At 67.9% G+C, this 13,714-nt stretch carries 13 protein-coding genes; 11 read left to right on the top strand and 2 right to left on the bottom strand.

Going from position 1 to position 13,714, the window contains the following annotated elements; translation table 11 throughout:
* Window positions 1-163: 163 nt before the first annotated feature.
* From rpoB to FXF68_RS25915, 8 genes are all read left to right on the top strand, one after another.
* Window positions 164-3,631 (top strand): DNA-directed RNA polymerase subunit beta, encoded by a 3,468-nt coding sequence (gene rpoB, locus FXF68_RS25885; RefSeq protein WP_148763519.1) that lies wholly within the window; start codon window positions 164-166, stop codon window positions 3,629-3,631.
* A 20-nt stretch (window positions 3,632-3,651) separates the two neighbouring features.
* Entirely contained in the window at window positions 3,652-7,524 is a 3,873-nt protein-coding gene (locus tag FXF68_RS25890) for a DNA-directed RNA polymerase subunit beta' (protein WP_148763520.1), read from the top strand.
* 248 nt (window positions 7,525-7,772) lie between these two features.
* A complete protein-coding gene (locus tag FXF68_RS25895) occupies window positions 7,773-8,417 on the top strand; it encodes a DUF4360 domain-containing protein (protein WP_187438113.1) in 645 nt (214 codons plus the stop codon).
* Window positions 8,418-8,580: 163 nt separating this feature from the next.
* Window positions 8,581-9,123, top strand: a complete 543-nt coding sequence (locus tag FXF68_RS25900) for a DUF4360 domain-containing protein (protein ID WP_187438114.1) — start codon at window positions 8,581-8,583, stop codon at window positions 9,121-9,123.
* Window positions 9,124-9,130: 7 nt separating this feature from the next.
* A complete protein-coding gene (locus FXF68_RS25905; RefSeq protein WP_148763527.1) occupies window positions 9,131-9,766 on the top strand; it encodes a DUF4360 domain-containing protein in 636 nt (211 codons plus the stop codon).
* Window positions 9,745-10,440, top strand: coding sequence for a DUF4360 domain-containing protein (locus FXF68_RS25910; protein WP_148763529.1), 696 nt, complete (start codon window positions 9,745-9,747; stop codon window positions 10,438-10,440). Before FXF68_RS25905 ends, FXF68_RS25910 begins: the two co-directional genes overlap by 22 nt.
* Window positions 10,441-10,556: 116 nt before the next feature.
* Window positions 10,557-10,679: a hypothetical protein gene (locus tag FXF68_RS44530; protein WP_281292231.1), complete on the top strand. Its 123-nt coding sequence runs from the start codon at window positions 10,557-10,559 to the stop codon at window positions 10,677-10,679.
* Between the two features lie 65 nt (window positions 10,680-10,744).
* Window positions 10,745-11,194 (top strand): nitroreductase family deazaflavin-dependent oxidoreductase, encoded by a 450-nt coding sequence (locus FXF68_RS25915; RefSeq protein WP_148763531.1) that lies wholly within the window; start codon window positions 10,745-10,747, stop codon window positions 11,192-11,194.
* A 48-nt stretch (window positions 11,195-11,242) separates the two neighbouring features.
* Here FXF68_RS25915 and FXF68_RS25920 read toward each other — a convergent pair whose 3' ends face one another.
* Entirely contained in the window at window positions 11,243-11,920 is a 678-nt protein-coding gene (locus FXF68_RS25920) for a permease prefix domain 1-containing protein (RefSeq protein ID WP_148763533.1), read from the bottom strand.
* The gene (locus tag FXF68_RS25925) at window positions 11,917-12,258 is read right to left on the bottom strand and encodes a helix-turn-helix transcriptional regulator (RefSeq protein ID WP_148763535.1); all 342 of its coding nucleotides are present in this window, start codon (window positions 12,256-12,258) and stop codon (window positions 11,917-11,919) included. Before FXF68_RS25925 ends, FXF68_RS25920 begins: the two co-directional genes overlap by 4 nt.
* A 64-nt stretch (window positions 12,259-12,322) precedes the next feature.
* Between FXF68_RS25925 and FXF68_RS25930 the strand changes: the two genes are divergently transcribed.
* From FXF68_RS25930 to FXF68_RS25940, 3 genes are all read left to right on the top strand, one after another.
* Window positions 12,323-12,853 carry a hypothetical protein gene (locus FXF68_RS25930; protein WP_246178933.1) on the top strand — a complete coding sequence of 177 codons (531 nt, stop codon included), beginning with the start codon at window positions 12,323-12,325 and terminating at the stop codon, window positions 12,851-12,853.
* 16 nt (window positions 12,854-12,869) lie between these two features.
* Window positions 12,870-13,127: a DUF3817 domain-containing protein gene (locus FXF68_RS25935; protein ID WP_281292232.1), complete on the top strand. Its 258-nt coding sequence runs from the start codon at window positions 12,870-12,872 to the stop codon at window positions 13,125-13,127.
* Between the two features lie 97 nt (window positions 13,128-13,224).
* The gene (locus FXF68_RS25940; protein WP_187438115.1) at window positions 13,225-13,656 is read left to right on the top strand and encodes a VOC family protein; all 432 of its coding nucleotides are present in this window, start codon (window positions 13,225-13,227) and stop codon (window positions 13,654-13,656) included.
* Window positions 13,657-13,714: the final 58 nt, after the last annotated feature.

A 13,714-nucleotide genomic window follows, 5' to 3' on the forward strand; every position in this document is an offset into this window, starting at 1 on the left:
TGTACCGGTCGGCTACACTGCCCCTTTGCGCTGCCCTCTGACTATCCACGTGTGAGAGCACCCCTGCTTCGGTCCGTTTTGGACCTCTCTGTGCAGGTCTCGGACGTGGATCGTCTGGCGTGCGTGTCACCAGTTACGCCGCGAGCCCTCGGAAGGACCACTCTTGGCAGCCTCGCGCAACGCCTCGAATACCGCAACCGGTCCGAACCGCGTCTCCTTCGCGCGCATCAAGGAGCCGCTCGAAGTCCCGGACCTCCTTGCACTGCAGACCAACTCCGTCGACTGGCTGCTGGGCAACGAGAGGTGGAAGGCCCGGGTCGAGGCGGCCCAGAAGGCCGGAAGTAAGAGCGTCCCGACCCAGTCGGGGCTTGAAGAGATCTTCGAGGAGATCAGTCCCATCGAGGACTTCTCCGGAACCATGTCCCTCTCGTTCCGCGACCACCGGTTCGAGCCGCCCAAGTACTCCGTCGAGGAGTGCAAGGACAAGGACATGACGTACTCCGCCCCGCTGTTCGTCACGGCGGAGTTCATCAACAACACCACCGGCGAGATCAAGAGCCAGACGGTGTTCATGGGCGACTTCCCGCTCATGACCCCGAAGGGCACCTTCATCATCAACGGCACCGAGCGCGTGGTCGTCTCGCAGCTCACCCGGTCGCCCGGCGTGTACTTCGACCGCGCCCTCGACAAGGCGTCCGACAAGGACATCTACGGCTGCCGGGTCATCCCGAGCCGCGGCGCCTGGCTCGAATTCGAGATCGACAAGCGCGACAACGTCGGCGTGCGCATCGACCGCAAGCGCAAGCAGCCCGTCACCGTGCTGCTCAAGGCGCTCGGCTGGGACGAGGCGCGCATCCGCGAGCGCTTCGGCTCGTACGAGTCGATCAACGTCACCCTGGAGAAGGACCACACCTCCGGCCAGGACGACGCCCTGCTCGACATCTACCGCAAGCTGCGTCCGGGTGAGCCGCCGACGCGCGAGTCCGCGCAGACGCTCCTGGAGAACCTGTACTTCAACCCGAAGCGCTACGACGTCGCCAAGGTCGGCCGCTACAAGATCAACAAGAAGCTCGGCCTCGACCTGGACATGCGCCAGGGCACCCTCACCGAGGACGACATCGTCGCGACGATCGAGTACCTCGTCCGGCTGCACGCCGGTGAGGAGGAGGCCACGATCGGCGACGTCGCCGTGCCGATCGAGGTCGACGACATCGACCACTTCGGCAACCGGCGGCTGCGCACGGTCGGCGAGCTGATCCAGAACCAGGTCAGGCTCGGCCTCGCCCGGATGGAGCGGGTCGTCCGCGAGCGGATGACCACCCAGGACGTCGAGGCCATCACGCCGCAGACCCTGATCAACATCCGGCCGGTCGTCGCCTCCATCAAGGAGTTCTTCGGCACCAGCCAGCTCTCCCAGTTCATGGACCAGACCAACCCGCTGGCCGGGCTGACGCACAAGCGCCGCCTGAACGCGCTGGGTCCGGGCGGTCTGTCCCGTGAGCGGGCGGGCATGGAGGTCCGCGACGTCCACCCGTCGCACTACGGCCGCATGTGCCCGATCGAGACGCCGGAAGGCCCGAACATCGGCCTGATCGGCTCGCTCGCCGCGTTCGGCCGGGTCAACCCGTTCGGGTTCGTCGAGACCCCGTACCGCCGGGTCACCGACGGCGTCGTCCAGGAGGACATCGACTACCTCACCGCCGACGAGGAGGACCGCTACGTCATCGCGCAGGCCAACTCCCTGCTGAACGACGACGGCACCTTCGTCGACGACCGGATCCTGGTCCGCCGCAAGGGCGGCGAGGTCGAGCTCGTCCCGGCCCGCGAGGTCCAGTACATGGACGTCTCGGCCCGGCAGATGACCTCGGTCGCCACCGCGATGATCCCGTTCCTGGAGCACGACGACGCGAACCGCGCGCTGATGGGCTCCAACATGCAGCGCCAGTCCGTCCCGCTGCTGCGCAGCGAGGCGCCGCTGGTCGGCACCGGCATGGAGTACCGCGCCGCGACCGACGCGGGCGACGTCATCACGGCCGAGAAGGCCGGCGTCGTCGAAGAGGTCTCCGCCGACTACGTGACCGTCATGAACGACGACGGCACCAGGACGACCTACCGCGTCTCCAAGTTCAAGCGGTCGAACCAGGGCACCTGCTTCAACCAGAAGCCGATCGTCGACGAGGGCCAGCGGGTCGAGCTCGGCCAGGTCATCGCCGACGGCCCGTGCACCGACAACGGCGAGATGGCGCTCGGCAAGAACCTCCTCGTGGCGTTCATGCCGTGGGAGGGCCACAACTACGAGGACGCCATCATCCTCAGCCAGCGCCTGGTGCAGGACGACGTCCTCTCCTCGATCCACATCGAGGAGCACGAGGTCGACGCCCGCGACACCAAGCTCGGCCCCGAGGAGATCACCCGCGACATCCCGAACGTCTCCGAGGAGGTCCTCGCCGACCTCGACGAGCGCGGGATCATCCGGATCGGCGCGGACGTCGTCCCCGGCGACATCCTCGTCGGCAAGGTCACGCCCAAGGGCGAGACCGAGCTCACCCCGGAGGAGCGGCTGCTCCGCGCGATCTTCGGCGAGAAGGCCCGCGAGGTCCGCGACACGTCGCTGAAGGTGCCGCACGGCGAGCAGGGCAAGGTCATCGGCGTCCGGGTGTTCTCCCGCGACGAGGGCGACGAGCTCCCGCCCGGCGTGAACGAGCTGGTCCGGGTGTACGTCGCCCAGAAGCGCAAGATCACCGACGGCGACAAGCTGGCCGGACGGCACGGCAACAAGGGCGTCATCTCCAAGGTCCTCCCCGTCGAGGACATGCCGTTCCTTGAGGACGGCACCCCGGTCGACATCGTCCTCAACCCGCTCGGCGTGCCGGGCCGGATGAACGTCGGCCAGGTCCTGGAGACGCACCTCGGCTGGGTCGCGTCCCGCGGCTGGAAGGTCGAGGGCGACGACGCGGAGTGGAAGCGCGCCCTGCACGAGATCGGCGCGTCCGAGGCCCCGCCGTGGACGAACACCGCCACGCCGGTGTTCGACGGCGCCCGCGAGGACGACGTCACCGGCCTGATCGAGAGCACCCTGCCGAACCGCGACGGCCAGCGCATGGTCGGTCCCGGCGGCAAGGCCAGGATGTTCGACGGCCGGACCGGCGAGCCCTACCGCGACCCGATCTCGGTCGGCTACATCTACATCCTCAAGCTGCTGCACCTGGTCGACGACAAGATCCACGCCCGCTCGACCGGTCCGTACTCCATGATCACCCAGCAGCCGCTCGGCGGTAAGGCGCAGTTCGGCGGCCAGCGCTTCGGTGAGATGGAGGTGTGGGCGCTGGAGGCGTACGGCGCCGCCTATGCCCTGCAGGAGCTCCTGACCATCAAGTCCGACGACGTCCTCGGCCGCGTGAAGGTGTACGAGGCCATCGTCAAGGGCGAGAACATCCCCGAGCCCGGCATTCCCGAGTCCTTCAAGGTGCTCATCAAGGAGATGCAGTCGCTCTGCCTCAACGTCGAGGTCCTGTCGAGCGACGGCATGTCCATCGAGATGCGCGACACCGACGAGGACGTCTTCCGCGCGGCGGAGGAGCTCGGCATCGACCTGTCCCGGCGTGAGCCGAGCAGTGTCGAAGAGGTCTGATCAACTCAAGGGGAAATCTGTTGCTTGACGTCAACTTCTTCGACGAGCTACGCATCGGCCTGGCGACCGCTGACGACATCCGCCAGTGGTCGCATGGCGAGGTCAAGAAGCCGGAGACGATCAACTACCGCACCCTGAAGCCGGAGAAGGACGGGCTCTTCTGCGAGAAGATCTTCGGTCCGACCCGCGACTGGGAGTGCTACTGCGGCAAGTACAAGCGCGTCCGGTTCAAGGGCATCATCTGTGAGCGCTGCGGCGTCGAGGTGACCCGCGCCAAGGTGCGCCGTGAGCGGATGGGCCACATCGAGCTGGCCGCGCCGGTCACGCACATCTGGTACTTCAAGGGCGTCCCGTCCCGGCTCGGCTACCTGCTGGACCTGGCCCCGAAGGATCTCGAAAAGATCATCTACTTCGCGGCCTACATGATCACCAGCGTGGACGCCGAGCGGCGCGACCGCGACCTGCCGACGCTGGAGGCTCACATCTCCGTGGAGCGCCAGCAGATCGAGCAGGCCCGCGACGCGCAGGTCGAGGCCCGCCAGCAGAAGCTCGAGGGCGACCTCGGGGAGCTGGAGGAGGCCGGCGCGAAGGCCGACCAGAAGCGCAAGGTGCGCGACGGCGCGGAGCGCGAGATGAAGCAGCTCCGCGACCGCGCGCAGCGCGAGCTCGACCGGCTGGACGAAGTGTGGAGCCGCTTCAAGAACCTCAAGGTCCAGGACCTTGAGGGCGACGAGCTGCTCTACCGCGAGATGCGCGACCGCTTCGGCAAGTACTTCGAGGGCGGCATGGGCGCCGCGGCCATCCAGGCCCGGCTCCAGAACTTCGACCTCGAAGCCGAGGCCGAGAAGCTGCGCGACATCATCCGCACGGGCAAGGGCCAGAAGAAGGCCCGCGCGCTCAAGCGGCTGAAGGTCGTGTCCGCGTTCCTCAACACCCGCAACAGCCCGCTCGGCATGGTGCTGGACTGCATCCCGGTCATCCCGCCGGACCTGCGCCCCATGGTGCAGCTCGACGGCGGCCGGTTCGCCACGTCCGACCTGAACGACCTGTACCGGCGCGTCATCAACCGGAACAACCGCCTCAAGCGGCTGCTCGACCTCGGCGCGCCCGAGATCATCGTCAACAACGAGAAGCGGATGCTGCAGGAGGCCGTCGACGCGCTGTTCGACAACGGCCGCCGCGGCCGCCCGGTCACCGGGCCGGGCAACCGTCCGCTGAAGTCGCTGTCCGACATGCTCAAGGGCAAGCAGGGCCGGTTCCGGCAGAACCTGCTCGGCAAGCGCGTCGACTACTCGGGCCGTTCGGTCATCGTCGTCGGCCCGCAGCTCAAGCTGCACCAGTGCGGCCTGCCGAAGCAGATGGCGCTGGAGCTGTTCAAGCCGTTCGTGATGAAGCGGCTGGTCGACCTCAACCACGCGCAGAACATCAAGTCCGCCAAGCGGATGGTCGAGCGGGCCCGCCCGGTCGTCTGGGACGTGCTGGAAGAGGTCATCACCGAGCACCCCGTCCTGCTGAACCGGGCGCCGACCCTGCACCGGCTCGGCATCCAGGCGTTCGAGCCGCAGCTGGTCGAGGGCAAGGCCATCCAGATCCACCCGCTCGTCTGCACGGCGTTCAACGCCGACTTCGACGGCGACCAGATGGCCGTGCACCTGCCGCTGTCCGCCGAGGCGCAGGCCGAGGCGCGCATCCTGATGCTGTCGACGAACAACATCCTGAAGCCGTCGGACGGCAAGCCCGTCACCATGCCCACCCAGGACATGGTGATCGGCCTCTACTGGCTGACCACGCAGAAGGACGGCGCCGAGGGCGAGGGCCGCGCGTTCGGCTCGATTGGCGAGGCCATCATGGCCTACGACCGGAACGAGCTGGACCTCCAGGCGAAGATCCAGATCCGGCTCAAGGACGTCCCGCCGCCGCGCGACTGGATCGCGCCGGAGGGCTACGAGCCCGGCCAGCCGTACCGGCTGGAGACGACGCTCGGCCGCGCCATCTTCAACGAGACGCTGCCGGACGACTTCCCGTTCGTGGACGACGAGATCGGCAAGAAGCGGCTCTCGGCGATCGTCAACGAGCTGGCGGAGACGTACCCGAAGGTCGCCGTCGCCAACGCGCTCGACGCGCTGAAGAGCACCGGGTTCCACTGGGCGACCAGGTCCGGTGTGACGATCGCGATCGCCGACGTCATCACGCCGCCCAACAAGCAGGACATCCTGGGCGGCTACGAGCAGCGCGCGGAGAAGGTGCAGCGGGAGTTCAACCGCGGCCTGATCACCGACGACGAGCGCAAGCAGGAGCTCATCGAGATCTGGAACCAGGCGACCGCGGACGTCGCGGTCGACATGGAGAAGGCGTTCCCGAAGGCCAACCCGATCTGGATGATGATCCAGTCGGGCGCCCGCGGCAACCCGCTCCAGCTCCGCCAGATCGCCGGCATGCGCGGCCTCGTCTCCAACCCGAAGGGCGAGACGATCCCGCGTCCGATCAAGTCGTCGTTCCGCGAGGGCCTGTCGGTCGTCGAGTACTTCATCTCGACGCACGGCGCCCGCAAGGGCCTCGCCGACACCGCGCTGCGCACCGCCGACTCGGGTTACCTGACCCGGCGCCTGGTGGACGTCGCGCAGGACGTCATCGTCCGCGAGGAGGACTGCGGCACCGACCGCACGATCCCGTTCGAGGTCGGCGAGCACCTGGCCGACGGCACCCTGGTCAAGCTGGCCACCTCGGAGACCAGCCTGATCGGCCGCACGATCGCCGAGGACGTCGTCGTCGACGGGACGGTCATCTTCCCGGCCGACACCGACCTGTCCGACTCGGTCGTGTCCCGCCTGGTCGAGGCGGGGGTGGAGAAGGTCCGCACCCGCAGCGCCCTGGTCTGCGAGGCCAAGATCGGCGTCTGCGCCGCCTGCTACGGCCGCTCGCTGGCCACCGGCAAGCGGGTGGACGTCGGCGAGGCCGTCGGCATCATCGCCGCGCAGTCGATCGGCGAGCCGGGCACGCAGCTCACGATGCGCACCTTCCACACCGGCGGTGTGGCGGGCGGCGACATCACGCACGGTCTGCCGCGTGTCCAGGAGCTGTTCGAGGCCCGCATCCCGAAGGGTGTGGCCCCGATCAGCGAGGTCGCCGGCCGCGTCAAGATCGACGAGACGGAGAAGGCCCGCAAGGTCGTCATCGTCCCGGACGACGGCTCCGACGAGATCGCCTACCCGATCCCGATGCGGTCCCGCCTCCTGGTCAAGGAGGGCGAGTCCGTGGGCGTCGGCCAGCAGCTCATCGCGGGTGCGATCAACCCGCACGAGGTGCTGCGCATCCTCGGCCCCCGCGCGGTGCAGCTGCACCTCGTCCAGGAGGTCCAGGAGGTGTACCGGTCGCAGGGCGTGTCGATCCACGACAAGCACATCGAGATCATCGTCCGCCAGATGCTCAAGCGGGTGAACATCCTCGAGTCGGGTGACACCGAGCTGCTGCCGGGCGACCTGGTCGAGCGTCCGATCTTCGAGGAGACGAACCGGAACGTCGTCGCCGAGGGCGGGGTGCCCGCCGCGGGCCGCCCGGTCCTGATGGGCATCACGAAGGCGTCGCTCGCGACGGAGTCGTGGCTGTCGGCGGCGTCCTTCCAGGAGACGACCCGGGTTCTCACCGAGGCCGCGATGCACGCCAAGAGCGACCCGCTGCTCGGCCTCAAGGAGAACGTCATCATCGGTAAGCTCATCCCGGCCGGTACCGGCATGCCGCAGTACCGCAACGTCCGGGTCGAGCCGACCGAGGAGGCGAAGGCGGCGGTGTACTCCGTCGGCTCCTACGACGACGGCGCCGAGTACGCCTTCGGGCAGGGCTCCGGCGAGGCCGTCCCGCTGGAGGAGTACGACTTCGGCCAGTACAACCGGTAACGCACGACGAGCAAAGGGCCGCCGCCCCCGCATCCGCGGGGCGGCGGCCCTTCGCTTTGTCCGGGTGGGGCCGAATGGAAAAGTGGCCGTTGACACCTTTTCGGGACGGCTTTACTCTCGCGGTGAACCGGACAAGATCACTGCTCACGTTCCGACCGTCACGGTCACCGGCGCTGACGGAAAAGGCCGCCGGTGTGCGCGGAGGAGGTCGGTGCGGCTTTCCCGCCACCTCGATTCCGGAGACTCCCATGGCGCCTGCCAAACGCAAGGCGATCGCGCTTTTCGGTGCCGTTGTCGCCACGTCCGCGCTCGCGGTTCCCGCGGCCTCCGCGAGCCCGCCGCCACCGGGCGGGGTGACGATCGAGATAGCGAACGTGTCCAACCCGAAATCCTGCCCGCCGCCCGCCGTGGCGGTGGCCGATCCGCTCACCGCCTTCTCCGTCACCTACTCGGGCCTTGAGGCCGTCGCCGGTGGCGATTCGGCTCCGGCCGACCGTCTGAAGAGGTGTCAGCTCAACCTGCGGATACACGTTCCGAGCACCTACACCTACGGGTTCGAGAGGATCGACTACCGCGGCTCCGCCCACCTGCAGACCGACGTCCAAGGCACGGTGAAAGCCCGAGTCTACTTCCAGGGCATGAGCTCGCAATGGCCGCAGCCCACTCTCTCGCTCAAGGGCCCTTATTCCAGCAACTGGCAGGCGGTCGCCCAGGTCCCGCCTGAACAGGTGGTCTACAAACCATGCGGTGAAGAACGCAGTCTTCTGCTCGACAACGAACTCGCGGTGGACCTGGGCAACTCGGACCCGTCCAAGACCAGCTTCATCTCCATGGACAGCCCCGACGGTTCGGTCAAGTCCATCTATCACGTCGTGTGGAAGACATGCCCGTAGCGAACGAGCCGTCCCCGCCGGGCCGGGGACGCCATTTCGGAGACCTCTTATGACGCATGCCGAACGTAGGGCTATCGCGCTTTTCGGCGCCGTTGTCGCCGTGTCCGCACTCACGGCTCCGGCGGCTTCCGCGGCCCCCGCGGGCCCGCCGCCGCCAGGCGGGGTGACCTTCGAGATAGCGAACCTGGTCGGCCCGATGGGCTGCCAGCTTTCCGGGTACGCGTTGGGCGCCGACGCCACCGCTTTCACCGTCACCTACTCGCGCTACCAGGCTCGCGCCGGTGGCGGTTCGCCTTCCGCCGGACGCTGGATGAGATGCGTGACCGCGCTGCGGATACACCCGCCGAGCGGCTACACCTACGGGCTCGAGAGGACCGACTATCGCGGTTCCGCCGATCTCGCGGCCGGGGCCACCGGCACGTTGAAAGCGCGGTCCTACTTCCCGGACCGGGCCGACCTGCCGGTGAGGGACATCCTCGCGCTCAACGGCCCTTACTCCGGTAACTGGACGGCGGCCGACGAGACCCTTCCCGACCAGGTGGTCTACCAGCCCTGTGGCGAGATCCGCAGTCTCTTCCTCCACAGCGAACTCGCGGTGGACTCGGGCAGCTCGGACCCGTCCAAGGTCAGCGTCATGTCGATGGACGGCGCCGACGGCTCGCTCAAGGCGACCTATCACTTCGCATGGAAGACCTGCCCGAAATGAGCACGCCATGAAACGTAAGGCGATCGCGTTATTCGGCACCGCTGCCGTCTTGTCCGCGCTTGGGGCTCCGGCGGCTTACGCGGCCCCGCCACCGCCGCGTGGGGTGACCATCGAGACGGCGGACGTGTCCGGCCCGGAATCCTGCGAAGAGCACGAGCTGGCTTTGAGTGACGACCGCAACGCTTTCACCATCACCTACAGCGACTTCTATGTCGCTGCCGGCGGCCATTTGCCCTGGACCGACCGGAAAAGATGCTCGATCCTGCTGCGGATACTCGTTCCGAGCGACTACACCTTCGGGATCAACAGGGTCGACTACCGCGGCTCCGCCGAGCTGGCGGCCGGAGCCAAGGGCTTAATGAGAGCGAACATCTTCTTCAAGGGCGTGATCGACCCCCCGGAACCGCGGATTCTCGACCTGAAAGGCCCCTATTCCAACAACTGGACGGTGGTCGATGAGATTCCGCCCGACTGGGTAGCCTACCGGCCCTGCGGCGACAGTCGCGGTCTTTACCTCGACAGCGAACTCAGGGTGGAGAGGGGCAGCTCGGACCCGTCCAAGGTCAACGTCATAGCCCTGGACAGCACCGACGGCTCGATCAAGACGACCTATCACTTCGCATGGAAGACCTGTCCAAAGTGAGGGCTCGCCTCGTTCGCCTTGCCTTTATCGGCCGCCCTATTCCGGAGATTTCCATGGCGCATGTGAAACGTAAGGCGATTGCGGTATTCGGTGTCGTCGTCGCGTCGTCCGCCCTCATGGCGCCGCCCGTCTCGGCGGATCCGCCACCCTCCGGCGTGACGTTCACCGTGGCGGGCGTGAACGGCCAGGGCTGCGACCTGCAATCGTTGACGGTGCCGGAGTCCGCGTCCGAGTTCACCGTCCGGTATGGGACCTACCAGGCATGGGGCGGCGGAGGCTCCACCTCGGCCGACTGGGTGAAGAAATGCCAGGTCGTCCTGCAAGCGCACATTCCGCCAGGCTTCACGTACGCGGTCGCCGGGGTCAACTATCGCGGCTACGCGGAGCAGGCGGCCGGAGCCAGAGGCTTGCTCAGAGCGTGGCACTCCATCGAGGGCATGACGCCGAGTGAGCCGTTGAACCACCTGGAGACCGGCCCCAACGTCAAGCACTGGAGCGTGGACACCGTGGTCTCGGAGCCCAACTTGGTCTTCAAGCCCTGCGGCGAGGACCGCCTGCTTTACCTCGACAGCGAGCTAAGGGTCGACGCGGGGCAACCCACCTTCATGGCAATGGGCACCACCGCAGACCCAGCGGCCTCGAACACCGTCCACCTAGCGTGGAAGAGCTGCTGAACCAGCATCGCGGAGACCCCCATGGTGCACTTCAAACGCACGGCTATCACGGTTCTGGGCACCGTTCTCGTCCCGTCCGCCCTGACGGCTTCAACGGATCGGTTCCCGGCCCGCCCATGACCCAACTGAGCGTGGACTCGGGCGGCTCGGACTCGTCCAAGACCAGCGTCCTGGCGATGGAAGATCTCGCCGAGTTCCCCACCACCTACCACTTCGCGTGGAAGCAGTGCCCGCGCTGAGCGAGCGTGGCACCCGTGAAACAACCCGCCTCCTAGGCTGTTGATCCAGCAGCCTAGGAGGAGCAATGACAACGCACCGTGGCCAAGAGGTCTTCGACAGCCCCACCGGCTGGGTCGCCGACCACATTCGGAAATACGTCGAGAGCGAGGGAAGGGAAGGACACTTCTACCAGGGCCACCGTTCGCTGCTGCTCACCACTCGCGGCCGTAAGTCGGGCCTGCTGCGCCGCACCGCCTTGTTCTACGGCGAGGACAACGGCCGCTACCTGCTGGTCGCGTCCAACGGCGGAGCGCACCAGCACCCCGCCTGGTACCTCAACCTCACCGCCGACCCGGACGTGACCGTCCAGGTCGGACCGGACGAGTTCGCCGTGCGCGCCCGGACCGCGACACCGGATGAGAAGCCACCGCTCTGGCGGATAATGGCGTCGAATTTCTCGCTGTACGACACCTACCAGGAGAAGTCCGAGCGCGACATTCCCCTGGTGATCCTGGAGCCGCAAGAAGGGGAGTAGCCCGGCAGCCGTGGTCTCACCCGTGCGGAGGTTGTGCGGGCGGGGACGTCACGGGGTGGTGATCGGGAGGCGGGCGCACTGGCGGCAGGCGCGTGCCGAGGCGGCGATCTTGGCGTGGAAGGCGATGGTGATCACGCCCGCGACCGCGCTCAGCGGCCAGTCCGTCGCCATGACGGAGGCGATGGTGAGGGTGAACGCGCTGAGTGCGAGCGCGGCCGCCGCGGTGGTCCCCGTCCAGGCGACCAGCAGCGGCGCGTGGCGGGGGGTGGGGAGCCTGCGGGCGAGCGCGCCGGTGGCGGCCAGGAACGCCGCCGCCGTGAGCGCGGCGGCGGCCGCTGTGCCGCCCAGATGGGCCGCCAGCAACTGGACCAGATGGGGAAGGCGCCGACCGGTCGAACCGCCTGAGACCTCGACCAGGTACCAGAGCGCGAGCAGGAAGGGGACGGCGAACATCACCGTGCGGGCCGTCAGACGGGCCTGAGCGATGGTGAGCTCACGCTGGAAGCTCGGCGCGATCTCGGCCACGGTGCCGAACTGACGCACCGCCCGGCGGGCGGACTGGCGGTCGGGCCGCTGCTCGGGCGAAAGGTCCGCCGCGGCTTCGATGAGGCCCTCGCGCAGTTCTCCGACCAGGCGGGCCTTGACCCGGTCGGGGCCGCGCAGGGCCGCCCCCAACGCCTCGATGTGAGCCTCGATGGGATCGGCCTCGGCCGTGGACGTCGTCATGTCGCCCGCCGTGGGGCCGGCGCGGACTCCAGGACCGCGCCGATCGCGGCCGTGAACTCCCGCCAGGCCGTCCGCTCGGTGGCCAGGCTGCGCCGTCCGGCGTCGGTGAGTTCGTAGCGCCGCCGGCGTCGTTCGCCCACCGACTCCCATTCGCCGCGCAGCAGCCCGAGCCGTTCCAACCGGTTCAACGCTGGATAGATGGTGCCCTTGCGCAGTTCCAGTGCTCCGTTGCTGCGGTCCTGGACGGCGGTGATGATCGCGTAACCGTGCAGCGGGCCCGATTCCAGGACGGACAGCAGGAGCCCGTCCAGGTGTCCGCGTACCGCATCCGCTCGCATAGTCAGGCAGCCTACCCAAACCCCTCATGGATGTGCTACCTATCGGTTGGCAGCCAATCCATTCATGACGAAGGGGCTCCAGGTGACCGAACTGCTGCTTTCCGTGCATGTTCTAGCGGCGATCCTGGCGATCGGGCCGATCGCCGTCGCGGCCTCGCTGTTCCCCCGCTACGTCCGGCCTCCGACCGGGGACGGCGATGGAGAGGGCGGCCCGAACCGCGGTGTCGCGGGCTTCCTGCACCGCATCTGCCGCGGGTACACCTTCGTCGGCATCGCGGTTCCCGTCTTCGGGCTCGCCACCGGGGCCAAGCTCGGCGTGCTGACCGACGCCTGGCTCCTGGCGTCGATCGCGCTGACGGCGGTCGCCGCGGCCCTGCTCGTCCTGGCGATCCTGCCCGGGCAGCAGCGCCTGCTCGCCCCGCCCGTGGTCGCGGGGGCCGGGAAAGGCGCTGGGGGAGGCGTCGCGGCGGAGGCCGGGGAGGCGGTGCGGGCGGCGGCGGCGCGCCTGTCCATGGTCACCGGCATTTTCAACCTGCTCTGGGCGGTCGTCGTCGTCCTGATGATCGTCAGGCCCGGCTCCACGACGGGGGCGTGAAGCCTTGCTGCGCACTTTGCGGATCGCAGCGGCCGTGGAGGCCGTGTCCCTGGCAGTGCTCCTGGTCAACCTCGTCACCGCGCATGCCGAGGTCATCACCTCCCTCGGCGGCCCGGTCCACGGCACGGCCTACCTGGTCGTCATCGTCGCCACGTGGCTCATTCCCGAGACCGGTTCGGCGGGCGCCAGGTCGCGCGCCCTCATCCCCGCGGTCGGCGGGCTGCTCGTCCTCCAGCGGATCCGCCGGGATGTCCCGGCGGATCCGGCCCCCTGAACAATCTAGGCTGAGAGCGGTATCTGATGATCTTCAGGGCGTCGAGCCCGTCTGGACATCGACGTCTGCCCTAGGAGAGAGAGGGAGTACGCGCGGCATGGGTGAGAACCAGATTTCGTCGAAGGGGTACGGGCCGGACCACCAGTCGCCATTCGGGTTAAGCGTCCACCACGTGCAGATCGCCATCCCACCGGGCAGCGAAGACGAATGCCGCGCCTTCTACGTGGACGCCCTGGGCATGCGTGAAATCCAGAAGCCGCCGGTACTGGCTTCGCGGGGCGGCCTGTGGGTGCGCGCCGACGCGCTGGAGATCCATCTGGGCGTCGAGCGGGACTTCCGTCCGGCCGCCAAGGCGCATCCCGGCATTTACGTCGAAGACCTGGACGGTCTGGCCGCGCGTCTCACCGAGCACAACGTCGAGATCACCTGGGACGAGAACTTCCCCGGCCACCGCCGTTTCTACGCCCAGGACAATTTGGGCAACCGTCTGGAATTCCTCCAGCGCGACGGTTCACCCGCCGACTCGTAAAGCTTCAACGTCGATTACGGTCACGCCCAAAACGCCGACTATGGCCGTCGGGCTGGTG

Source organism: Actinomadura decatromicini (assembly GCF_008121305.1).
GTDB classification, from domain to species: Bacteria; Actinomycetota; Actinomycetes; order Streptosporangiales; family Streptosporangiaceae; genus Spirillospora; species Spirillospora syzygii.

What these genes read in the sequence shown, in the direction of transcription:
- FXF68_RS25915 (WP_148763531.1), top strand. Translation starts at nt 10,745, where the DNA reads ATGACAACGCACCGTGGCCAAGAGGTCTTCGACAGCCCCACCGGCTGG.
- FXF68_RS44530 (WP_281292231.1), top strand. Translation starts at nt 10,557, where the DNA reads ATGACCCAACTGAGCGTGGACTCGGGCGGCTCGGACTCGTCCAAGACC.
- FXF68_RS25920 (WP_148763533.1), bottom strand. Translation starts at nt 11,920, where the DNA reads ATGACGACGTCCACGGCCGAGGCCGATCCCATCGAGGCTCACATCGAG.
- FXF68_RS25910 (WP_148763529.1), top strand. Translation starts at nt 9,745, where the DNA reads ATGGAAGACCTGTCCAAAGTGAGGGCTCGCCTCGTTCGCCTTGCCTTT.
- FXF68_RS25925 (WP_148763535.1), bottom strand. Translation starts at nt 12,258, where the DNA reads ATGCGAGCGGATGCGGTACGCGGACACCTGGACGGGCTCCTGCTGTCC.
- FXF68_RS25930 (WP_246178933.1), top strand. Translation starts at nt 12,323, where the DNA reads ATGACGAAGGGGCTCCAGGTGACCGAACTGCTGCTTTCCGTGCATGTT.
- FXF68_RS25905 (WP_148763527.1), top strand. Translation starts at nt 9,131, where the DNA reads ATGAAACGTAAGGCGATCGCGTTATTCGGCACCGCTGCCGTCTTGTCC.
- FXF68_RS25895 (WP_187438113.1), top strand. Translation starts at nt 7,773, where the DNA reads ATGGCGCCTGCCAAACGCAAGGCGATCGCGCTTTTCGGTGCCGTTGTC.
- FXF68_RS25940 (WP_187438115.1), top strand. Translation starts at nt 13,225, where the DNA reads ATGGGTGAGAACCAGATTTCGTCGAAGGGGTACGGGCCGGACCACCAG.